The following is a 23380-nucleotide window of genomic DNA, read 5'->3' as shown; positions in this document are numbered from 1 at the left end:
GCGGGGTGCAAATATAATAATTCTTTTTTACCCTTTCCAAATTTAAATCAAACCTTTTTTATTCTTTTTTTTAAAACACTGAATATGCGGTTTTTGGAAAACAAATTTTGTTTAAAAACATCCCTGTTGAATCCTAAAGTCTTCTGAAAAACATATTAAGTAAATAAAAAAATGCTGAAATAGTCCCGATTATCTCACTGGTTTAAATTTTTCATAGGAGTTCGATGAATTTCATTTGCAATGGAAATCCTTTTTAATGTTTTACAAAACAATAAAAAGACCTGCCTGCCGGCAGACAGGTTGTAACGAAAAGCGGGAACAAGGATAACTGATAAAGCCCGAGCCATTCGCCCCTACTCCCAAAAACTTATTTTCGTTTCAAATAGTATATGAAACCCCAAACGATATAGATAAAGCATTATACAACGGCAATATCAGTGAAGTTTACTGGCGTAGCAACAGCGATAATATAAAGCGTAAATACACTTTTGATTATGACAAGCTAAACCGATTGACCAACGCTGTCTATGCCAAACCCGATGCCAACGCCCCACTTACTAATGCCTACAACGAAAGCATGAGCTACGACAAGAACGGAAATATTACCAATTTATATAGAAACGGCGGACAAGATTTACCTATAAACAATCCGTTAGAAATTGATAATCTAACCTATAAATATGACAGTAACGACAACAAATTAAAAGGCGTACATGATAATTCTAATAGTTTACAAGGTTTTAAAGACAAAACAGGAAGCACTGTTAATGATATAGATTACACTTATGACGCCAACGGAAACATGCTAACCGATGCCAACAAAGGGATAACAAATATCAAATATAACCATTTAAACCTACCAACCGAAATTATTTTTAACAACAGTAATTCTAAAAAAATTACTTATCTTTACAACGCACAGGGTGCAAAGTTGCAAAAAGTGGTTACTGATGGTCCAAGTATGGTAACAACAGATTATTTGGATGGATTTCAGCACAAAGCGCAAATTTTAGAGTTTTTTCCGCATGCAGAGGGCTATGTAACCAATACGCAAACTCTTAAAAATGGTGGTGCAAAAAAAGATAATTTTAACTATGTTTTTAATTATCTTGACCATTTGGGTAATATACGATTGAGTTATGCATGGGATTATAATTTGAACGTTCTTAAGATAATTGAAGAAAACAACTACTATCCGTTTGGGCTCAAACACACCAACTACAACAGTGATTTAAGAGGGCATAAAGCGGTTTTAAATGAAACCAAAGTGGAGTTAAGAGCTATACCTGGTGGCGGTAATACGGCTGAATCGGCGATGTATAAGTATAAATACAACGGGAAGGAGTTCCAAGACGAGTTAGGGCTTAACTTCTACGATTACGGTGCTAGAAACTACGACCCAGCTATAGGTAGATGGATGAATATTGATCCAAAAGCCGAAACTTCAAGACGCTTTTCTCCATACACATACGCTCTTAATAATCCTATATATTTTATTGACCCAGATGGAATGATGGCAACGCCGGGTGATGAGTTGGTTGTTACAGGTAGTAGCCCTCAAGCTGTAGATTCATTTAAAAATGAAGTTAATAATGGATTAGGAGGTACTCATAGTTTAAATATTGATGCAAATGGCAAGGCTTCTTTATCTAAAACTAATGTTGAAGGTCCAATGACAGAACAACAACAAGCATTATATGATACATTTGACAAGGCAATTAGTGATACTGCTACTACTGAAATTGATATTGTAGCTAATGATCCAACTGTAGAAATTGGAAGTTTTGATACAGGACAAATAGATATTGCAGATGCAAAAAAACTTGGAAGTAGTGATTTGACAACTCCTGAATTTGTATCATCTCAAGGTGCAATTGGGCACGAAGTAGCTGAACAATATGACAAGCAGGTAACTTCGGTATCTCCTCCTTCAGCTCCATCAGTTTATACTTCTCACGCTCAAGGATTAAAAACTGAGAATGCAATAAACGGGAGTGTACGAAGTGATGTTGGAACATTTCAAATCAATGATAAAGCTGGCAATCCAATACCTGGAGGAAGTGCTATCCAAAGCACAAGCACTATTGGAAAAACTACAAAAACTGTAAATATAATAATGCTAAACGGTAACGTTAATCAAGTACAAAAATAGTATAAATGAAAACTATAAATATATTTTTTATAATGTTCAGCATTATAGCTTTTGGACAAAATCAAGTTAAAATTGATTCAACATTTAATCATTATTTTAAAGCATTAGATTTAGAATTAAGTGAAAATAAAAACTTAAACGAAAATGGTTTATATTTTGATGAAATGACTCTTGATGACGGAGAGAAAATATACATTAATAAATATGCTAATAAAGCAATAATTTTTCTTCAAGAAATAACAAAAATTAAAGCTCCTGTTAAATTTACTGCACAATCTTTGGCTTCATATGTTGACAAAGAGACATTAGAAAAATGGAAGCATTGGTATTTTTTAAATAAACGAAAGATTAAGTGGTGTAAGAAAGATAATTTACCATATATAAAATAGTCAATGTAAATATTATGGTAAGTATTAATATCTATTTATAAGATTTCAAAAGTAGTAATATACTAACAAAAAACCGAGCAATTAATAAATGGTTCTTGATTTTATATAGTCAAACTATTTTACAGTTTTTTCAATCCTTTTACATCTGTTTTACCAGCTTCTACAATGCTTATGGCATAACCACCACCTACAGCAACAAATTGAGAAAGTTTGGATTTGTTAGTTACCAAAACTTTTTTGATGGTATAGGCTTGCGGATTCGTTTTATAATGTGCATTATTAGCATCTGCATAAATGGTAGCAATATATAGTTTACCTGAATCTAAGAAATCAAACTTTATTGCCGATGTTCGTGTATCATTTCCTCCTACACTACCAACAAACCAATCAGATTTTCCTTTAGCTTTACGAGCAACTGTAATGTATTTTCCAGGTTCAGCTTCAAGATACTTACTATCATCCCAATCAACAGCTACATCTTTAATAAACTGAAAGGCATCCAAAAACTGATTGTAATGTTCTGGTAAATCTGCCGCCATTTGTAATGGACTATACATAGTAACATACAAAGCTAATTGGTTGGTCAAAGTAGTATTAACATGCGAATTATTGTTTGGACTAAACTTTTTAATATCCATTTCAAAAATACCCGGTGTATAATCCATCGGACCACCTATTAATCTAGTAAAAGGTAATAAAGTTGTGTGATTTGGTTTTGAACCACCAAAAGCTTGAAATTCTGTTCCTCTAGCCGATTCATTTCCTATTAAATTAGGATAGGTTCTAGCTATACCTGTTGGGCGAACTGCTTCGTGAGCATTGACCATGATTTTGTATTCAGCTGCTTTTTCAATTGCGTACTGATAATGAGTTATCATCCATTGGCTGTAATGGTGTTCGCCTGAAGGCAAAATATTTCCAACATAACCACTTTTTACGGCATCATAATTGTTGTCTTTCATAAATTGATATGCTTTATCCATATAACGCTCATAATTACGAACAGAAGAAGAAGTTTCATGATGCATAATCATTTTTACACCTTTACTTTTAGCATAATCTCTAATTTCTGGTAAATTAAAATCGGGATATGGCGTTAAGAAATCAAACACAAAATCCTTTGAATGACCAAACCAATCTTCCCAACCTTCATTCCAACCTTCTACCAAAACACCATCTAGCCCATGCTGTGCAGCAAAATCAATATGTTTTTTAACATTAGAGGTTTTAGCACCATGTGTTTTGTTTGGTTTTGCTTTAGAATAATCTGTTACTCCAAGTTGTACAGCTGGAAACTCATCAGTATAAGACCACGAACTTTTTCCAGTAATCATTTCCCACCAAACACCAACGTACTTAATTGGTTTTATCCAAGATGTATCTTTTATTTTACAAGGTTCATTAAGATTATAAGTCATTCTAGAAGCTAGTATATCTCTAGCATCATTACTAACAATAATCGTTCTCCAAGGCGAAGTAGTAGGTGCTTGAATAAGTCCTTTGTCGCCTTTTCCATCAGGAGTTAACCATGATTCAAAAACCATTTTTTTATCATCCAAATTCAGATGCATACAAGAATAATTAATCAAAGCTGCCTCGTGCAAGTTGATGTAAATTCCATCTTGGGTTTTCATCATAAGAGATGTTTGAACTCCAGTATCAGAAAATTGTTTTTGAGAAGCATTTTCTGAAACTGCTCCTTTGAATAACTTTCTTATTTCAGATAATTTACTTTCGGTAAAATCGTATTCTTGCGTATCATAATCCCCTGGAATCCAAAAAGCAGTATGATCGCCAGTCATTGCAAATTGTGTTTTTTCTTCTTTTATTACAAAATACACAAGATTTTTTTGCTGTGGAAATTCATATCTAAATCCTAAACCATCATCAAAAAGACGAAAACGAATAACAATTTGCCTATCGGTTTCTTTTTGATTTAAAGTAACTGCCAATTCGTTATAATGATTTCTAATTTTATTTTCTTCACCCCAAACTGGCTTCCAAGTTTCGTCAAATGTAGATATATTTGAATCTGCAATAGTAAAATCATTTAACAACGACTTTTTATCATTCTTTAATTCAAGCCCTAATTTACTTGTTTTAATAACCGTTTTTCCATAATAAGCTAAATCATAAGTTGGAACTCCATTATCATTTATTGAAAATGTCATTATAAAATTTCCGTTCGGAGATTTTAATTGTTGTGCATTAGCCAAAAAAAAAGTAAAACAAAGGGAAGCGAATAAAAATATTTTTCTCATTTTTAAAAAAAAATTAATTGTATCTGACAAATATACAAAAATCCAAAATTTACAATTGTATTAATCTAAATAACTATTGAAAATTAAATAGATTTATTATATTTGTTGTAAAAGCAATTAAAATCTGATTTAATTTGGAAATTATGCAATCAAAAGCTACAAATCCTGAGCAATATATAGCCGAACTTACTGATGACAGAAAAGAAGTCATACAAAAACTTCGCGAAATAGCTCTAAAAAATCTACCCGATGGTTTTGAAGAGCAAATAAGTTATGGTATGTTGGGTTATGTTGTACCGCTTACGATTTATCCAAATGGTTATCATTGCAATCCGAAAGATCCATTACCTTTTTTTGCTATTGCATCACAAAAAAATTCCATAAACATCTATCACATGACTGTTTATTCTGATAAAAATTTACATGATTGGTTTTCGGCTGAATATCCTAACTATTGTAAATCCAAATTGGATATGGGAAAAAGTTGCATCCGTTTCAAGAAAATGAACGATATTCCTTTTGATTTGATTGGTGAATTACTTTCAAAAGTAACAGTTGAACAATGGGTTGAACAATATGAAAAAACACTAAAAAGAAACTAATGTTAGATATAATAAAAGAAAATTACGGAATCATTTTTGAAGAAAAACTTCTGGAAGAAATTGCTCAAGTTGCTCAGATATATGATTTTAAAGAAGGTGCTATTTTAATTGATTTTGGCGATTATATCAAAAACATGCCTTTATTATTGAAAGGAGCAATCAAAATTTTAAGAGAAGATTTTGACGAAGGCGAATTACTATTATATTTTATAGAAAAAGGTGACACTTGTGCTATGACAATGGCTTGTTGCCTTGGAGATACAAAAAGCGAAATTAGAGCTGTTGCCGAAACAGATGTTCAACTTATCATGATTCCTGTAAACAAAATGGAAGAATGGCTTGGTAAGTATAAATCGTGGAGAAATTTTGTTTTTAACAGTTATAATAATCGATTAAAAGAAATGCTTTCTGCTATTGATAACTTAGCGTTCATGAATATGGATGAACGATTGTTGAACTATCTATTTGAAAAAGCTAAAATAAACAATTCCAAACAAATCCAAAATACACATCAAGAAATCGCTTATGATTTGCATACTTCAAGAGTAGTGATTTCAAGATTATTAAAAGCATTAGAAAACGAAAGAAAAATAAAATTGCATAGAGCTTCAATAGAATTATTGACTACCAAATAAATGGAAACAAATCATCTAATTGGCTATTTTTTAGCAGTTGTCGTTGGTATTACACTTGGCTTGGTTGGAAGTGGTGGTTCAATACTTTCAGTTCCAATTTTGGTTTATGTTATGAGTGTCGAACCGATTTTAGCAACAGCCTATTCATTATTTACAGTAGGAATTACTGCTTTATTTGGTGGTATTCAAAAAGCAAAAGTAAATTTAGTCGATTTTAAAAAAGTATTTTTATTCGGAATACCAACTATTCTTTCAGTTTTTATTACTCGAAAATTTGTTGTGCCTTCAATTCCAACTATTATCTTTTCTAATCAATCCTTTACTCTAAATAAATCGGTTTTTATAATGGTAATTTTTGCTATTGTGATGATTTTTGCTTCTGTTAGGATGATAAAACCATCTAAAGAAATCGTTGAAGAAAATATAAAACCCAACTATTTTAAGATAGTTTGTATTGGACTCTTAATTGGTTTTGTCGCAGGTTTTGTAGGTGCTGGCGGCGGATTTCTCATCGTTCCAGCCTTACTCTTTTTGACAAGAATTCCCATGAAAATTGCCGTAGGAACTTCCCTTTTCATTGTGGCAACTCAATCATTAATTGGCTTTCTAGGCGACTTACGTCCTGAACAAATTATTGATTGGAAATTACTTCTAACTTTTACATTCTGCTCCATAATTGGTGTTTTTATCGGGAATTCTATTTCAAAAAAATACTCTGGAGAAAAACTAAAATCGGGTTTTGGTTGGCTTGTTCTAGTTATGGGGATATATATAATTCTAAAAGAATTAATATGATTTACAGCTTTTTAGTTTAAATTAAAAAAAAATCTCAGTATATTCTATTATTTTAAGTGATATTTATCATGTTTTCAATAAGTTATAAATAGTAATTTTGAGGAAAATTTATAAATATGAAGTTAGAACAACTATATACTGGATGTTTGGCACATGCCGCATATTACCTTGAAAGTAATGGAGAAGTTGCCATTTTTGATCCACTTCGCGAAGTACAACCCTATATTGACAGAGCTCAAAAAGATAATTCGAAAATAAAATACATTTTTGAAACACATTTTCATGCTGATTTTGTAAGTGGTCACGTTGATTTAGCTAAAAAAACAGACGCAACAATCGTTTACGGACCAACTACCATGAAAACTGGTTTTGACATTCATGTTGGCACAGACGGTGAGGTATTTAAAGTTGGTGATGTACTAGTAAAATTGATTCACACTCCAGGACATACTATGGAAAGTTCGTGTTTCCTAATTTCGGATGAAAACGGAAAAGAACACGGAATTATTTCTGGCGATACTTTATTTATTGGTGATGTTGGTCGACCAGATTTGGCTCAACATGTCATTGCTGACTTGACTCAAGACAAATTAGCACGTCATTTGTATCATTCTTTGCGAAACAAAATTATGCCATTGTCTGATGATTTGATTGTTTATCCAAATCACGGAGCTGGTAGTGCTTGCGGCAAAATGATGAGTAAAGAAACAACAGATACTTTAGGAAATCAGAAAAAAACAAATTATGCTTTGCAAGAAATGACTGAAGATCAATTTGTAAAAGCAATCTTGACCGGATTAACAACGCCTCCTCAATACTTTCCGAAAAATGTTTTAATGAATATTCAAGGTTATGAAAGTTTAGATGAGATCATGATTCGCGGTCACAAACCTTATGATGCCAATACATTTGAAGTTGTAGCAAACGAAACTAAAGCTTTAATTTTGGATACACGAAGAGCAGAAGATTTTGCAAAAGGATTTATTCCATCTAGTATTAATATTGGTTTGGAAAGCAATTTTGCAATGTGGGTTGGCGAAATGATTTTAGATTCAAATCAAGAAATTTTAATTGTAGCTGATGATAACAGCAAAGTTGATGATGCCATAATTCGATTATCTAGAGTTGGATACGATCACGCAATTGGGTATTTAGAGGGAGGATTTAAAAGCTGGTTAGCTGCCAATAAAGAAATAAATATTGTAAACAGAATAACTGCTGAACAACTAAAAAAACATTACAACAAAGATAAATTAGTTCTAATTGATGTTAGAAAAAGAAGCGAATACAATTCAGAACATTTAGTTAATGCTATAAATATTCCATTGAATGAAATCAATAATCATTTAGCTGAATTTCCAAAAGATAAAGTCTTTATTGTTTATTGCTTAGGTGGCTATAGAAGTATGATTGCTTCCTCAATTTTAAAACAAAGAGGTTTCGATAATTTCGTTGATGTAATTGGTGGATTTAACACCATTAAAGCCACTAACTTACCGTTAACAGAATACGTATGTCCATCTACACTATTGTAATATAGTATTTTTATTTAATCTTTAGAAAGACATCTAGTTCTTCCCGATTTTTTTTGTTAAAATTGTAACAATTGTTACTATGTTATCTACCAAAACTATTTAATTTTACAGAAAATTAGAAAAATGAAAATAGAACAAATATACACTGGTTGTTTAGCACAAGGAGCTTATTATGTTGAAAGCAATGGAGAAGTTGCAATCATTGATCCTTTGCGTGAAGTACAACCATATATTGATATTGCTACTGCAAATAATGCCAAAATAAAATACATTTTTGAAACGCATTTTCATGCAGATTTTGTTAGTGGTCACGTAACTCTAGCAGAAAAAACAGGTGCACCAATAGTTTTTGGACCAACAGCCAAACCAAATTTTAATGTTCATATTGCAACAGATGGTGAAGTTTTTAAACTAGGAGAAATAACAATAACATGTTTGCACACACCAGGACATACTATGGAAAGCTCTTGTTTTTTGTTAAAAGATAAAGATGGGAAAGATTATGCACTTTTTAGTGGCGACACCTTGTTTTTAGGCGATGTTGGTCGTCCAGATTTAGTACAAAAAGCAGCCGATATGACACAAGAACAATTGGCTGGATTTTTATATGACAGTTTACGTTCAAAAATAATGACATTGGCAGACGATGTTATTGTTTACCCAGCACATGGTGCAGGAAGTGCTTGTGGCAAAAATTTGAGCAAAGAAACTGTAGGAAGTATTGGTGATCAAAAAGCGACTAATTATGCACTTCGAGCCAATATGACCAAAGAAGAATTTATTGCTGAAGTAACTGATGGTTTATTGCCTCCTCCTGCCTATTTTCCTATGAATGTGAAATTGAATAAAGAAGGTTATGCAAATGTTGAAGATATTATTAAAGAGGCAAAAACTTTTGATGCTAAAACATTTGAATTGGTTGCTAACGAAACCGATGCATTAATTTTAGATGTTCGCCATCAAGATGATTTTGAAAAAGGTCATATCCCTAAATCAATTTTTATTGGAATTGATGGGCAATTTGCCCCTTGGGTTGGTGCTTTAATTATAGATTATAAACAACCTATTCTACTGGTAACTACACTAGGTCGTGAAGAAGAGACTATAAAGAGATTAGCAAGAGTTGGATATGACAATACTTTAGGATACTTAAAAGGTGGATTTGAAAGTTGGAAAAATGTTGGTTTAGAATATGATACGGTTACTTCAGTTTCCGCTCAAGTTCTTGAAGATAAAGTAAATCAAAATGCTCCAATTTTTGATGTTAGAAAACCAGGTGAGTATAAAGCAGAGCATATTGTTGATGTTCCTTCTACTCCACTCGATTTCTTAAATGAACACATAGCAGAGTTTCCAAAAGAAGAAACTTTCTATTTGCATTGTGCTGGAGGATATCGCTCTATGATTGCTGCATCGATTTTAAAAGCGCGTGGTTATCATAATGTGGTAAATGTATTAGGTGGATTTTCAGCAATTAGAAATACCGGAATTAAGACAACAAACTACGTTTGTCCATCAACTTTGAAATAAATTAAAAATGAAACAACTACTATTTACCAACTGGCATTTTATGCGATTTCTTAGAGTTGCACTGGCATTATTCTTATTTTATAATGCATATGTTACTCACGAATGGTTTTTTATAGTTTTTGGAATTTTCTTTTTGGTTCAAGCCTTTTTTAATATGGGTTGTGGACCAAATGGTTGTAATGTTAATTATGATAAAAAAAACTAATTATGAACGATACTTTTCAAGATATTATAAATTCTGATAAACCTGTATTGATAGACTTTTATGCAACTTGGTGCGGTCCATGCCAAATGCTTAGCCCAATTCTAAAAGATGTAAAGGATAGTCTTGGAGAACGTATTTCTATCATAAAAGTAGATGTTGACAAAAATCAGGAATTAGCTTCAATTCAACAAGTTAGAGGTGTTCCAACAATGCTTTTATTTCAGAATGGAAAACAACTTTGGCGACAGTCTGGTGTAGTTTCTAAAGAAGAAATCATCAAAACTATTTTGGATAAAACAAATTAGAAAAAATAACATGGAAACAATTTTTGAAGTTGAAAACATAAAATGCGGTGGTTTCATGAATAGTATAAAAACAGCGCTTCTCAAACTAAAAAATGTGGAAGATGTAACAATTAATAAAGAGATTGACACCATTTTTGTAAATGGAAATGCTGAAAGAGAAATTATCATTGCTAAATTAAACGAATTAGGTTATCCTGAAAAAGGAGAAAACACCTTACTTCGTCAAGCCAAATCGTATGTAAATTGTGCAATTGGCAGAATGAGTCAAACTATATAAAATGAACAAAAAAGTAATCATTATTACATCAGTTGGTGTTGTTGTAGGAGCAATTGCAGGTTACGTCTACTATTATTATGTAGGATGTGCCAGCGGAACATGCGCTATAACTTCCAAACCGCTAAATAGTTCATTATACGGCGGATTAATGGGAGGATTATTGTTCAATATTTTCGTTACCAATCCAAAAAAATAGATGAACAATTTCTGGAACGAACGCTATGCCGAAGCTGATTTTGCCTATGGTTGTGAACCGAATGTTTTTTTAAATGAAAATATTTCAAAAATAACCAAAGGAAAAATACTATTTCCAGCCGAAGGTGAAGGCAGAAATGCCGTTTTTGCAGCACAATTGGGTTACGAAGTTAGCGCATTCGATACAAGTGAAGAAGGTCAAAAAAAAGCAATCCAATTAGCTCAAAACTGCAAAACATCAATCGATTACAAAGTAGGTTTTTTGGAAGATTTGAATTATTCTGAAAATGAATTTCATGCAATCGTTTTAATCTACGCTCATGTTCCAGCCGAAATAAGAAAACAATTTCACCATAAATTACTTTCTTTACTTAAACCAAATGGTATAATTATTTTTGAAGCATTTGGTAAAGAACAATTGAAATACACTTCAGGCGGACCAAAAGACATCAAAATGTTATTTTCTGAAGAAGAAATAAAAGAAGAATTTCCAAATGTTCAATTTTCAATTTTAGAAACCATTGAAACAGAATTAAACGAAGGAAAGTATCATATAGGTAGAGCAAATGTAGTCAGGTTTATTGCCAAGAAACATTGCTGAAATACAATTTTTAGTTATGAACTCTTCTAGTTACAAAAAAGTTAATTAGTTTTAAAAACAAAAAAATAATTATATATTTGGTTCAGAATTTGTAATAGAAAAGAAATTAACAATTTAAAAAAAATAAAAATGAAAAAATTAGTGTCAATTTTAGCTGTTGCAGCTTTTATGTTTTCAATGAATGTTTCTGCACAAGAGCCACAAGAAAAAGAGAAAAAAGCTAAAACAGAAAAATCTTGTTCTACAGAAGAGAAAAAAGCTTGTGGAACTGCTGAGAAAAAAGCTGGATGTTGCTCAGCCAAAAAAGCTAAAGAAGATAAAAAAGCATAATTTTTCTTCAATTGTCTTAAAATCAAACCATTCGTAAAAAAACGAGTGGTTTTTTTATTACTTTTTTATTTATATTTAAAAAACTAATCAATAATATTTATAATTATAAGAAATGAAACAATCATTACTCGAGTGCTAATGGGTACACTTTTAGTATTTGCTTTTTCATCTTATTTTCTTGATTTATTTTCACAACCAAAACCAACTGCTCTATTTTCAGTAATGGCTTATTTTGCAGCTAGTCAGCATTTATTTCCATTAACAAAAGTAAAAAGTCAGTTTTCATTATTGAAAAATGACCATTCCCTTTAGGATTTTAGTTGTTTATTTTAGTTTTACAACCCATAAATCATTTTCTCCTTTATTTTGCTGGGTATCAAAATCATTACTTTGTGAATCTCCGACAACTATTATTTCATTTTGACTATTTTGGTAGAAATCAGTCGCAACATCAAAACTTGAACCACCAACGGTTGTTTCCCAAAAAATACTAGAATTCGCTTTATTATCAATTTCGAAAATCCAAAAATCATTTTGTCCTTTAATTGTTTTACCATCTATAATACTCCTTGTATTTCCAACGACGCCAAAGTTTCCGTTTGAAAGTTTTTTGATAGTCGTAGCCGTATCAAACTCTGTACCTCCAAATGATTTATTCCAAATAAGATGTCCATGATCATCAATATGAATCACCCAAGCATCAAAACCACCAAGAGATTTAGAAACATCTTTATCACCACTGTTACTTCTTCCAACAATTAAATACGAATTATTATTTGTTTTGGTTATTCCATATGCTTGGTCTATTGCAGAACCACCATAATTATGTTTCCAATGCAAAGCTCCATTCTCATTTATTTTTACAACCCAAAAATCATAACTTCCTTTGCTGTCTGTAATATCAAAATTTGAACTTTCAGAATATCCAACCATAACTAAACCCCCATCGTTTGCTTCAACAACATCATTTATTCTATCATTTTGTGTTCCGCCGAAATATCTATACCATTTGAAATTTCCATTCTCATCAATCTTTATACCGATAAACTCACCTGAACCATGAAGAACATTTCTATGTCCAATTTCGTGGCCTTCTCCATTATTTTCAGTTCCTCCACTACCTTCTATTCCAGAAAATTCTGCAAAACCAACTACAAAATATCCTCCATCTCTAGTTTGTATTACCTTATGAGCGTGATCATGCCCAGTAAAACCATAATTTTTATTCCAAATTATATCACCATAACCATTAATCTTGGCTATAAAAAAATCATGAAACCCAACATTTCCTGGCACATCGCCATCAGAGCTTGCGCTATATCCAGCAATTACATAATTTCCATCTTTTGTGGCAATTATACTTGTACCATAATCATTTTGAGAACCACCAATTGTTTTACTCCAAACCTTATTTCCTTCTTTATCAATTTTTAAAATCCAAATATCTATTTTATCATTACCTTTTAATATATCTCCATCATTACTATTAGTACTCCCAATAATAATCATTCCTCCATCAGGTGTACTTACTATTCCACTGATGTTTTCTTCCATAGATCCACCAAATGATTTACTCATTACAATAGTTGACTTAGAAATGGAAACTAATTCATCAACCTGATTAGAATCTGAACAAGAAAAAACAAAAAATGATACTATAAATATTATTTTTTTCATTTTACAATTAATTTTAATGAAGTTGAATTATTTACATTAACAATATAAACGCCTGAATTTAAATCTTCAATATTCAAATCTATATGATTACTATTAATAGAATTTATAGTTTTAATTCTTTTTCCTATTAAATCAAAAATCTCTATAGTTTCTATTAAATTTTTAGATTCAATACTGACCATATTTGTTGCTGGATTTGGGCTTAACTTAAATGAATTTCTTTCAAAATCTTGAAAACTAAGGGATGCACTTTTCTTTACAATATACAAACCAGTGTCAATATCACTCATTATAATGCTACCGCTAGCAAAAAATGGGTACGTATTCCAAACTCCATTAAATTGAGCATTATTATTACTAGGATAGGTGTCAAAAAAAGCAATTTCATTCATTGTATTTGTTGCTGTAATAGAACTTGTATTGAGAATTCGAAGTCCTGCTGTATAACTAGCTAGGAAAAAATCATTACCAATACAGTATCCATTATGATCTATTGCTGATGTGGTTGCATAATATTCTCCTTTTAAAACAGGATTATCTAAGTCGGTCACATCAATAATAATTGACCTTCCGTTAAAACCAAAATTAAGTTCATCTAACTCATCACTTAATATCCAATACTTTTTATCAGCTGTAAACCAACCTTGATGAGCATAATAGTTGTTGTTATATGTAAAGTTAGAAATTGTAGCAGGATTAGATTTGTTTGTAACATTAACAATTGCTACTTTATTTTCATTGGCACCCATAAAAATTTCTTGCCCTTGATAATCTGGATCTGGACCATCATAAAGAACAATTTGAGCATCATGTGTATAACCATCATCGTCATGACTGCCAACTAAAACAGGAGCTGTAGGATTTTGCATGTCTAAAATTTGGGGGCCACCGTTAACAAGATTTGTCCCATCACAATAAGTAAAACCTGTAGCAGGATTGCTTGATACAGTATGACAATTTCCAAATCCAGTATATCTGGCATCAGGAGTGAATGTTTGTGGTGTTGTTACATTTCGCAATCGTGTTAAATCGAATATTTGCATCCCATGACCAGCTGTTTCACTAACTATTAATGCATGATTATTTATTACGCTAATTTCTCTCCAAATACTAGATGTATTATTGTGCCCTAAAACTTTACCTTTATAAACAGGTGCGCTAGGATTGGTAATATCAACAAAAGCGGTATGTGTTGAGCAACCCATAATAGCATATTCCTTATTAGTTAATGGATCAGTCCAACCCCAACATCCGCTGCCTTCAGTTGTATTGTTATTACCCCCAATTTGAGAAAAAGGCATATGTGCTTTCAAATCAATATTATTACAAGGATAAATTCCTGCAAATCCATTAATACAATTTTGAGCAATGGTAAAACTTGAAACTGTTAAAAGTAAAATAATTATTAATTTTTTCATAACCTATTTTTAAATTGTTGATTTAAACGTGCAAAGCCCTATTATCGGTTGCTGCTAAAGCTGCTTCTTTTATAGCTTCTGCAAAAGTTGGATGTGCGTGACTCATTCTTGAAATATCTTCGGCGCTGGCTCTAAATTCCATTGCGATAACGGCCTCTGCTATCAAATCGGCACAACGAGCACCAATCATGTGAACGCCTAAAACTTCATCTGTTTTAGCATCAGCTAGAATTTTAACAAAACCATCTGTATCACCACCAGCACGAGCTCTTCCCAATGCTTTGAATGGAAAACTTCCAGCTTTGTAGGTAACTCCATCTGCTTTCAATTGCTCTTCTGTTTTTCCAACAGCAGCAACTTCTGGCCATGTATAAACTACACCTGGAATCAAATTATAATCGATATGTGGTTTTTGTCCGGCTAAGATTTCGGCAACTAAAACACCTTCTTCTTCTGCTTTATGCGCTAACATTGCTCCACGAACAACGTCTCCAATGGCGTAAATATTAGGAACATTGGTTTGCAAATGATCGTTTACTTCTACTTGTCCTCTTTCTGTTAACTTCACTCCTGCTTTTTCAGCATTCAGTCCGTCTGTGTAGGGACGACGACCAACAGAAACCAATGAATAATCACCTTCTAATGTGATAATTTCACCTTTAGCGTTTTCTGCTTTTACAGTAACTTCCTTTCCTTTTCTTTCAACTGATTGTACTTTGTGAGAAGTGTAGAATTTCATTCCTTGTTTTTTCAACACTTTTGTCAATTCTTTTGACAAAGCTGCATCCATTCCTGGAATTATTCTGTCCATGAATTCAACAACTGAAACCTCAGCACCTAATCTTAAATAAACTTGTCCTAATTCAATTCCGATAACACCACCACCTATAATTACTAAATGTTTAGGAACTTCTGGAAGTTTTAATGCTTCAGTAGAAGTAATTACTCGTTCTTTATCTAACTTTATAAATGGTAAACTTGATGGTTTTGAACCTGTTGCAATAATTATATTTTTAGCTTCAATAACTTCTGAAGAACCATCAGACTTGGTAACTTTTACATGAGTAGCATCAACAAATGAACCCAATCCTTCAAAAACAGTTACTTTGTTTTTATCCATTAAGAACTTAACACCGCCCGAAGTTTGGTCAACTACTGCTTGTTTACGTTCAATCATTTTTTGAAGATTTACTTTAACTTCTCCGGAAACTTCAATTCCGTGATCGGCAAAATGTTGTAACTCTTCATAATGATGTGAAGATGACAATAATGCTTTAGAAGGAATACAACCTACGTTAAGACAAGTACCGCCAAGCGTTGAATATTTTTCGATAATTGCGGTTTTAAAACCTAATTGGGCACAACGAATTGCCGAAACATATCCGCCTGGACCTGAACCTATTATGACTACGTCAAATGAACTCATATATATATATTTTGTGCGTTTTTATAAATAGTTATGCAAATTTACAAATAAAATTGCAATATAAATAACATAAATCTATTGCAATTTCATAGATAATTAAACTTTACTAGATGGACTTTTTTCGGTATGAAAAAAAGAATAAATTACAACTTAATATTCTATATGTCTTATCACAATTCCAAAACAGAGGTATTCTTTACTTCGCTTATCATAAAGGTGCTATGTGTACTTCCTATATGCTTTAGCGTGGTGAGTTTAGTTACCAAAAATTCGCGGTATTCTTGCATGTTTTTTACGGCTATTTTCAAAATATAATCATAATCTCCGCTTACATGATGGCATTCGAGAACTTCTTTTAGTTGTACTACTTCACTTTCAAACTTGTTCAAAAACTCTTTAGTATGTTGTATCAATTTCAAATGGCAAAAAACCACAAAGTTCTTCCCTACTTTTTCTTTGTCGAGTAAAACAACATATTTAGCAATAATGCCTTCTCGCTCTAGCTTTTTAATTCGCTCATAAATAGCAGTTACCGAAAGATTGAGACTTAATGAGAGCTCTTTGGTAGTTTTCTTGGTGTCGTGTTGTAGTAGCTGTAGTAGTTTTTTGTCGATTATGTCCATTTATGGTTATCAGTTGTTTTATATTATCTATTTAATATTTGTTTTATATTCAAAAATAGTTTTTTTTTCTTTACAAAATAATATTAATAGTTTTAAAATCTAATTTAACATACAAACATTGACTATTAATCTAATAATAACGAATTTTGAAAAAAGTTAACAAATAACCGACAACTGACAACAAAAAACTCATGAAAACCTTAAATCCAGCAGACAAAATTCAAGATTTACAATACTTTGGAGAATTTGGTGGTGTAAATCCATCTATTTCCGATTCTTCTACCTATACTTTTCTTTCGGCTAAAACCATGTTCGACACTTTCGAAGGAAATGCCGAAGGTTGCTACTTATATTCTCGTCATTCATCACCAAGTAATTTGTATTTAGATAAAGCAATTGCTGCAATGGAAGGTACGGAAGCTGCTAATGTCTCAGCTTCTGGAATGGGTGCCATAACTCCTACTCTTTTGCAATTGTGTGGCAATGGTGATCATATTGTTTCTAGCCGAACTATTTATGGAGGAACATATGCTTTTTTGAAAAACTTCACACCTAGATTTGGTATTAAAACAACTTTTGTTGACATCACTAAATTAGATGTTGTTGAAGCTGCTATTACCCCAAACACTAAAGTTTTATATTGTGAAACCGTAAGCAATCCTTTATTGGAAGTTGCTGATATTACTGGCTTAGCTAAATTGGCTATCAAACACAATTTAAAATTAGTGGTTGACAATACTTTTTCACCTTTATCGGTAGCGCCTGCACAAATGGGTGCTGATATTGTGATTCATTCGTTAACCAAATACATCAATGGAAGTAGCGATACGGTTGGAGGTGTAGTATGTGGTTCAAGAGAATTTATCAATAGTTTAAAAGATGTAAATTCGGGAGCAAGTATGTTACTTGGACCAACAATGGATAGTTTACGAAGTGCTTCGGTAATGAAAAACTTGAGAACACTTCACATCCGAATGAAACAACACAGTCATAATGCTATGTATTTGGCAACCAAATTCGAAAACGATGGATTGAAAGTGGTTTACCCAGGTTTGGTAAGTCATCCAAGCCATAAATTGTATGCTGGAATGATAAATCCTGAATATGGTTTTGGTGGCATGATGACGGTTGATGTAGGAACCATTGATAAAGCGAATGAATTAATGGAATTAATGCAAGATAGAAATTTAGGTTATTTGGCAGTTAGTTTAGGTTTTTACAAAACGTTATTCTCTGCTCCGGGAACTTCAACATCGTCCGAAATTCCTTTGGAAGAGCAAAAAGAAATGGGATTAACCGATGGTTTAATTCGTTTTTCTATTGGATTAGACAACGATATAGAGCGCACTTATCAAATGATGAAACAATGCATGAAAGATTTGGGAATTTTGTAGTCACAACTAATTCAAAAAATATGAATCCGCTAAAGAATTTTCTTTGACGGATTTTTTTATATTTACTCAAAATACTAATTTCTCTTTTTTTGAGTTTTATACGAACTATTCAAGTTAAGAATATATATATTATGAATGAATTTGAAAAACAATACCAAGAATTGCTTTCACTACTTCAATTTGAAGATTACCCTATAGTTTTAAAACGAATTATTGATTTAACACTTGATACTGAAACTCTTTATTACTATAAAAAGACAGTTGATTTTCTAAAATGGTATGATAAAAACGAAACAATAACTGAAGGCAAAAAAGAAAAATTCCAAGCCATGTTGGCCGATTTGCATTCATTTCTTTCAACTAAACCTATTGCTCAAATAGAAACATTGGTAAATGCAACCGCTGTAACAAAATCGTATGGTACTTCTTTATTTTCGCTTGGTCCAATTGATATAAAATTAAAGCAAGGTGAAATTTTGGGATTAGTCGGCGAAAACGGAAATGGAAAAACAACTCTTTTACGATTATTATGCGGCGAATTGGTGATTACTAGCGGCAGTTTACACTATTATTTCAAACACGACGATTTATACAATTTAAGAACCAAATTAGTTTACATTCCGCAACGAACAGAAACTTGGCATGGTTCAATGTTTGAAAATCTTCAATTTACAGCAGCAACTTATGGTTACAAGCCAGAAGAAAATGCTTTGATTGTAGAATTAATTATCTCAAGATTAGGCTTGCGAAAATTTAGAAAACATAGTTGGAAAAGCTTGTCTTCTGGTTACAAAATGCGTTTTGAACTGGCTAGAATGTTGCTTAGAAAACCTAAAATATTATTGATAGACGAGCCTTTGGCAAATTTAGATATTTTGGCACAACAAACAGTTTTAGAAGACTTTAGAGCTATAGCCAAATCGCCATTTAGACCTATTGGAATTGTACTAAGTTCGCAACAATTATACGAAGTAGAAAAAACGTCTGATCAGGTTATTTTCTTAAAATTAGGTAAACAAAAAAACTTACACAACACTACCAAAACTGAAACTATTTTACCAGAAAATCAACTTATAATAGAATTTGAAAGCGAATGGACTCAAAAACAGTTAGGCGAATTGTTTAATAATTTCAATCTAATTTCCCTTCAGTTTAACGGTGGAACTTATATGGCAACTTTTCCACAAACCATGACTGTTCATGACTTTATGAAAATTAGTGTCGATAATAAAATCCCACTATTGTATTTCAGAAATATTTCGAACTCAACAAGACGATTTTTCGTTTCCTAAAAAAAAATAGAATTATGCTCAAAAAGATACAAAACCATTTATTGATTAACCATCCAATAGCATGGAATACTAAAGTGATTCCGCTTTCAATTTTACTAGTGCTACTAAACATAATTTTCTTTATTGTTGGTTATTCTACAACAAGCGTAAACTTTGATGAAACAGATAGAAATTATTTGTATGATAATGAAATAACTGTCAACTTTTTTGCTGTATTGGTTTCCATTTTGGCATTAATAATGTGGTTGGTATATTATTTCAAAAATAATTCATTCAAATCGTTTTACCCAAGAACTAATTTTTCATTGTTTAAAGAATGGAGCATTACATTGTTAATCAGCTTCTTATTGTCGCTGTTTATCACTTCTTTCTATTTTGGAAAAGATGTTAAAATGAGAAGTTATTATTCTGAAAGTGAAACTAAAAGACGATGCGAAATTTTAAGTAAAGGTTCTTTCTTTATTGATGGTTCATTTTCTAACAATTATAATGATTCTGAATATACGGTAGCTGAACCTGCAGAAACTATTGATACAGCCAGTTCTGCTCAAAATTATATTTCATTCAAAGGCAAAAAATATTCTTGGAATTCATTACTAAACAAAAACTTAAATCATTACAGTTGTTTTGACTACAAATCAGATTCAGTAAGAAAAGTATCTATTCAAAACTTATTAGTTACCAACCAAAAAGATTCTATAAAACGTATTCTTAAAAACTATTTATCTATAGCCAAAGAACACAAACTGCAGGCAAATGTTGATGAATCAAAATGGTTTGAACTGATTTATAATTATCCTACGTATGAAAATTATAAAATAGTTGGTGATAATGGAGTTGGTGATTATTACTATCCAGATAACTATAATAACAATTATAAGTTTGACTCAATAAATAAGTACATAAAAACAATAAACGGTCAGCAATTTGAATATTATAGATACTTCGTACCAGAAAAAAATATGAGTTATAACTACACCAAAATTTCAGATGCTTGGAACAGCCCAATCATAAACTTAAGTACATTACTAATTTCAATTTATATTGCCATAGCATTGTCATTATTAGTATTTTCTTTCCGTGTAACTTCTGGAAGAAATTGGTTAATTGCACTTGTAGGAATTGGAGTTTTGAATATTTTATTTGGGATTTTAAGTGCTATAATAGGATCGCAATTTAGTTATCCCATTTTGCTTCTATCACTAATTATTTTACTTTTATTCTATTTTATAATTACCACTAGTAAAAAAACAAGAAAACAATTATCAGGAATAACATTAAACGGAACTTTGTGGTTATTACCTGCTATCATTCCGCTAATTTATTTTATTGTTTTAGAAAATTTTAAGAGAATAGTACATAATACAATCAATATAGATTATTATAAACATACACTATATCCAACTATTAAATTTTTAGAAGTCAACTCAATCAATATGGCTTATCTAAATATAGTTTTTATTCTAATTATGATGCTTTTCTTTTCAATAAACATAAAAAAATGGAAAGGAATTGCTGAAGATTAATATTGTTTAGAAACGAAAATTCAGGCATTTTTGGAATGGTAATTCCCGCTATTCGTTCCAATCTTTAATAAAAATTGCCCTAGGTTTAAACCCAGAGCAATTTTTATTAAAGTATTTCCTCTACTATCGGGGTTAGGTGAGAATCCATTTTAAGTTTTGCTAAGTTTTGGTAGCGTTCTAACGTACAAGTCTTCAACTTTTTTTCTTGCCCAATCGGTCTTACGAAGAAAAGTCAAACTCGATTTTACGCTCGGGTTTTCTTTAAAACTTTTAATGTTTATTAATTCCGCCAAAGTATCAAAACCGTAAAAGTCAACAAGTGCTTCAATAATTTTTTGAAGTGTAATACCGTGAAGTGGATCTTTCGATTTTTGCATAAAACAAAAGTACAATTCTCAAACAGAATTCAATAAAAACCAACATCTTTTTTTACAAATTGCACCAAATCAAACGAACTATCTAATCTCAATTTCACTAAATCTTACTTAATCAATTCAAATTCGTGAAATAAACTTTAAAAAATTTAATTCTTAAAAATTATTGCAATTCGTGTTTTAATTTCTTATTGAACTGCTAACAAAGCATTGATATTTCCATGACCATAATTAGCATTCCTAGTTGGATAATAAGTAGATGATTGTTTCATCTTAGTCAAAACTTGTGCTCTTGTCCAAGTTGGATTTTTAGCCCAAACCAAAGCCGCAATTCCAGCAGTAGTAGCCGTAGCAATAGATGAACCACCAACATAATCAGTTTGTGCATTGTAATAACTATTCACCGGAACAGTATTTCCAGAAGTTGCTCTTTGCATTTGAATAGTAAAATCTATTTTTCCGCCAGAATGGCAAACATCACATTTTACATTAGAAGTATTTTCTTTAACACCTGTAACTGCAACCGCTTCAGCCATTGATGCTGGAAAAATTACACCTACAAAATTGGTAAAACTTGTTGATGTTCCCCCGGCGCAAAAAATTAGTTTTCCTTTGTTGTAAGCGTACTTTACACCATCTTCTATTTTTCCAACAGAAAAAATATGTCCCATCGACATTGATATAATTTTTACGGCAGCGTTATTTCCTAAAGCAACAAATGCATTTTTAACACCGTTTTGCTCATGATAACCATCTAAAACTACATTTGAAGCAGCTCTATACGTTATTAAGTTTGCGTTGTAAGCAACACCTACAGGCATTCCATTAGCATTACGTGGTGCAGCCGCAACAGAAGCCATACTTGTACCATGTCCACATAAATCATTTGGACCATCAGTAGTTGTACTCCAAGGCCAAATAGAATCAACATAAGTTCCATATTTGTATACCGTTCGTCCAGTTGAAAAACCATTGTTAAAACTTGATCCAAAAAGCGATTGACTAGGAGAAATTCCAGTATCTACAACCCCTATTGTCACACCAGCTCCAGAACTGAAACTCCAAGCTGCTGGAATATTGTGCTTATAAAAAGTCCAAGGTGCTTTCGCATTTGGCAAAACAGTAGTAAAATCAGCAGTGTTTAAAACCTCCGATTCATAACCACAACCAGATGAGCCAGATGAGTTTGTTGTGTTAGAGGAACCATCAGCATTTGAAGCCCTATAAGAGGCATTATTTTGAAAATATTTATAATCTGATGGCTCAAAGTAGCGAATATATTGACTTTTTCTTAATGCAATAACGGTTTCTTGTTTTTCAATAATTACATCTACTAAATTCAAAAATTTATCTGACGAAATTACAATTTTATCTAGCAATTTCCCTTCATAATGCTGTATAATATTTAAAATTTCTTGTTCAATTTTTTGGTTATCGGGAGATTTACTTCTGTCATAATCATTTTTGGAAGTTCCAAAACCGATAGTAGCAATATTATTTCCTCTTTTAATTGCACTCCAAAGAAAGTGATCGTCAACATGACTCCAATCAAAGGTATTCTTAATACTAATAGATTCGTCAATTGAAGTATTTATCCTTTCAGCCGAAAGAGCAGAAGTTTTCGAAGAATCAATAGTAATATCTTCATGATTGTCTTGGTTACAAGACGCTAAAAAAACGATAGAAAGACTAAGCAGTGAGAGAAATTTCTTTGTCATATTGTTAATTTTTTATTTAGGTTGGTTTTACGAATGTAGCATTATTTTTTTTTTAATAAAAAAAAATCGCTACTTAATTAAGAATAGCTATTTTCTGTACCAAGTGCTAATCTATTTTAA

24 protein-coding genes are annotated in these 23380 nt (G+C 31.7%); 17 read left to right on the top strand and 7 right to left on the bottom strand.

Features of this window, described 5'->3' with window-relative positions; translation table 11 throughout:
• The first annotated feature begins 511 nt into the window (after positions 1–511).
• Positions 512–2152 carry an RHS repeat domain-containing protein gene (locus tag ACIQ66_RS03410; protein WP_396211400.1) on the top strand — a complete coding sequence of 547 codons (1641 nt, stop codon included), beginning with the start codon at positions 512–514 and terminating at the stop codon, positions 2150–2152.
• Positions 2153–2157: 5 nt separating this feature from the next.
• Positions 2158–2541: a hypothetical protein gene (locus ACIQ66_RS03405; RefSeq protein WP_396211399.1), complete on the top strand. Its 384-nt coding sequence runs from the start codon at positions 2158–2160 to the stop codon at positions 2539–2541.
• A 119-nt stretch (positions 2542–2660) separates the two neighbouring features.
• On the opposite strand, the gene ACIQ66_RS03400 is transcribed toward ACIQ66_RS03405, so the two are convergent.
• Positions 2661–4802 (bottom strand): glycoside hydrolase family 97 protein, encoded by a 2142-nt coding sequence (locus tag ACIQ66_RS03400; protein ID WP_396211398.1) that lies wholly within the window; start codon positions 4800–4802, stop codon positions 2661–2663.
• 143 nt (positions 4803–4945) lie between these two features.
• Between ACIQ66_RS03400 and ACIQ66_RS03395 the strand changes: the two genes are divergently transcribed.
• From ACIQ66_RS03395 to ACIQ66_RS03340, 12 genes are all read left to right on the top strand, one after another.
• A complete protein-coding gene (locus ACIQ66_RS03395; RefSeq protein WP_396211397.1) occupies positions 4946–5404 on the top strand; it encodes a DUF1801 domain-containing protein in 459 nt (152 codons plus the stop codon).
• Entirely contained in the window at positions 5404–6039 is a 636-nt protein-coding gene (locus ACIQ66_RS03390) for a Crp/Fnr family transcriptional regulator (RefSeq protein ID WP_396211396.1), read from the top strand. The genes ACIQ66_RS03395 and ACIQ66_RS03390 overlap by 1 nt, the downstream gene beginning before the upstream one ends.
• Positions 6040–6834, top strand: a complete 795-nt coding sequence (locus ACIQ66_RS03385) for a sulfite exporter TauE/SafE family protein (RefSeq protein WP_396211395.1) — start codon at positions 6040–6042, stop codon at positions 6832–6834. It begins immediately after the preceding gene.
• A gap of 116 nt (positions 6835–6950) precedes the next feature.
• The gene (locus tag ACIQ66_RS03380; protein ID WP_396211394.1) at positions 6951–8369 is read left to right on the top strand and encodes a rhodanese-like domain-containing protein; all 1419 of its coding nucleotides are present in this window, start codon (positions 6951–6953) and stop codon (positions 8367–8369) included.
• A 123-nt stretch (positions 8370–8492) separates the two neighbouring features.
• Entirely contained in the window at positions 8493–9899 is a 1407-nt protein-coding gene (locus tag ACIQ66_RS03375) for a rhodanese-like domain-containing protein (RefSeq protein WP_396211393.1), read from the top strand.
• A 7-nt stretch (positions 9900–9906) separates the two neighbouring features.
• The gene (locus tag ACIQ66_RS03370) at positions 9907–10104 is read left to right on the top strand and encodes a hypothetical protein (RefSeq protein ID WP_396211392.1); all 198 of its coding nucleotides are present in this window, start codon (positions 9907–9909) and stop codon (positions 10102–10104) included.
• 2 nt (positions 10105–10106) lie between these two features.
• Entirely contained in the window at positions 10107–10409 is a 303-nt protein-coding gene (gene trxA, locus ACIQ66_RS03365; protein ID WP_396211391.1) for a thioredoxin, read from the top strand.
• Between the two features lie 10 nt (positions 10410–10419).
• Positions 10420–10686 (top strand): cation transporter, encoded by a 267-nt coding sequence (locus ACIQ66_RS03360; RefSeq protein WP_396211390.1) that lies wholly within the window; start codon positions 10420–10422, stop codon positions 10684–10686.
• Between the two features lies 1 nt (position 10687).
• On the top strand, positions 10688–10882 hold the full coding sequence (locus tag ACIQ66_RS03355) for a DUF6132 family protein (protein ID WP_396211389.1): 195 nt from the start codon (positions 10688–10690) through the stop codon (positions 10880–10882).
• A complete protein-coding gene (locus ACIQ66_RS03350; RefSeq protein ID WP_396211388.1) occupies positions 10883–11482 on the top strand; it encodes a class I SAM-dependent methyltransferase in 600 nt (199 codons plus the stop codon).
• Positions 11483–11611: 129 nt separating this feature from the next.
• Entirely contained in the window at positions 11612–11812 is a 201-nt protein-coding gene (locus ACIQ66_RS03345) for a hypothetical protein (RefSeq protein WP_396211387.1), read from the top strand.
• 138 nt (positions 11813–11950) lie between these two features.
• Entirely contained in the window at positions 11951–12124 is a 174-nt protein-coding gene (locus ACIQ66_RS03340; RefSeq protein WP_396211386.1) for a hypothetical protein, read from the top strand.
• Positions 12125–12136: 12 nt separating this feature from the next.
• On the opposite strand, the gene ACIQ66_RS03335 is transcribed toward ACIQ66_RS03340, so the two are convergent.
• From ACIQ66_RS03335 to ACIQ66_RS03320, 4 genes are all read right to left on the bottom strand, one after another.
• The gene (locus ACIQ66_RS03335) at positions 12137–13489 is read right to left on the bottom strand and encodes a hypothetical protein (RefSeq protein WP_396211385.1); all 1353 of its coding nucleotides are present in this window, start codon (positions 13487–13489) and stop codon (positions 12137–12139) included.
• Positions 13486–14907, bottom strand: a complete 1422-nt coding sequence (locus ACIQ66_RS03330; RefSeq protein ID WP_396211384.1) for a choice-of-anchor B family protein — start codon at positions 14905–14907, stop codon at positions 13486–13488. The genes ACIQ66_RS03335 and ACIQ66_RS03330 overlap by 4 nt, the downstream gene beginning before the upstream one ends.
• Before the next feature lie 22 nt (positions 14908–14929).
• On the bottom strand, positions 14930–16333 hold the full coding sequence (gene lpdA / locus ACIQ66_RS03325; protein WP_396211383.1) for a dihydrolipoyl dehydrogenase: 1404 nt from the start codon (positions 16331–16333) through the stop codon (positions 14930–14932).
• Positions 16334–16503: 170 nt separating this feature from the next.
• Positions 16504–16956 (bottom strand): Lrp/AsnC family transcriptional regulator, encoded by a 453-nt coding sequence (locus tag ACIQ66_RS03320; protein ID WP_396211382.1) that lies wholly within the window; start codon positions 16954–16956, stop codon positions 16504–16506.
• Positions 16957–17147: 191 nt separating this feature from the next.
• On the opposite strand from ACIQ66_RS03320, the gene ACIQ66_RS03315 reads away from it, so the two are divergent.
• From ACIQ66_RS03315 to ACIQ66_RS03305, 3 genes are all read left to right on the top strand, one after another.
• Positions 17148–18350: an aminotransferase class V-fold PLP-dependent enzyme gene (locus tag ACIQ66_RS03315; protein ID WP_396211381.1), complete on the top strand. Its 1203-nt coding sequence runs from the start codon at positions 17148–17150 to the stop codon at positions 18348–18350.
• 131 nt (positions 18351–18481) lie between these two features.
• Positions 18482–19642: an ATP-binding cassette domain-containing protein gene (locus ACIQ66_RS03310; protein ID WP_396211380.1), complete on the top strand. Its 1161-nt coding sequence runs from the start codon at positions 18482–18484 to the stop codon at positions 19640–19642.
• A gap of 14 nt (positions 19643–19656) precedes the next feature.
• On the top strand, positions 19657–21168 hold the full coding sequence (locus ACIQ66_RS03305; RefSeq protein WP_396211379.1) for a hypothetical protein: 1512 nt from the start codon (positions 19657–19659) through the stop codon (positions 21166–21168).
• Between the two features lie 149 nt (positions 21169–21317).
• Here the strand turns inward: ACIQ66_RS03305 and ACIQ66_RS03300 are convergent, their stop codons facing one another.
• Positions 21318–21545 (bottom strand): VF530 family DNA-binding protein, encoded by a 228-nt coding sequence (locus ACIQ66_RS03300; protein ID WP_396211378.1) that lies wholly within the window; start codon positions 21543–21545, stop codon positions 21318–21320.
• 185 nt (positions 21546–21730) lie between these two features.
• Positions 21731–23260 (bottom strand): S8 family peptidase, encoded by a 1530-nt coding sequence (locus ACIQ66_RS03295; protein ID WP_396211377.1) that lies wholly within the window; start codon positions 23258–23260, stop codon positions 21731–21733.
• Between the last annotated feature and the right edge of the window lie 120 nt (positions 23261–23380).

Source organism: Flavobacterium sp. (assembly GCF_044377315.1).
Classification (GTDB): domain Bacteria; phylum Bacteroidota; class Bacteroidia; order Flavobacteriales; family Flavobacteriaceae; genus Flavobacterium.
Note: the sequence above shows the minus strand (reverse complement) of the source record. Positions and strands in the feature narration are given on the sequence as shown.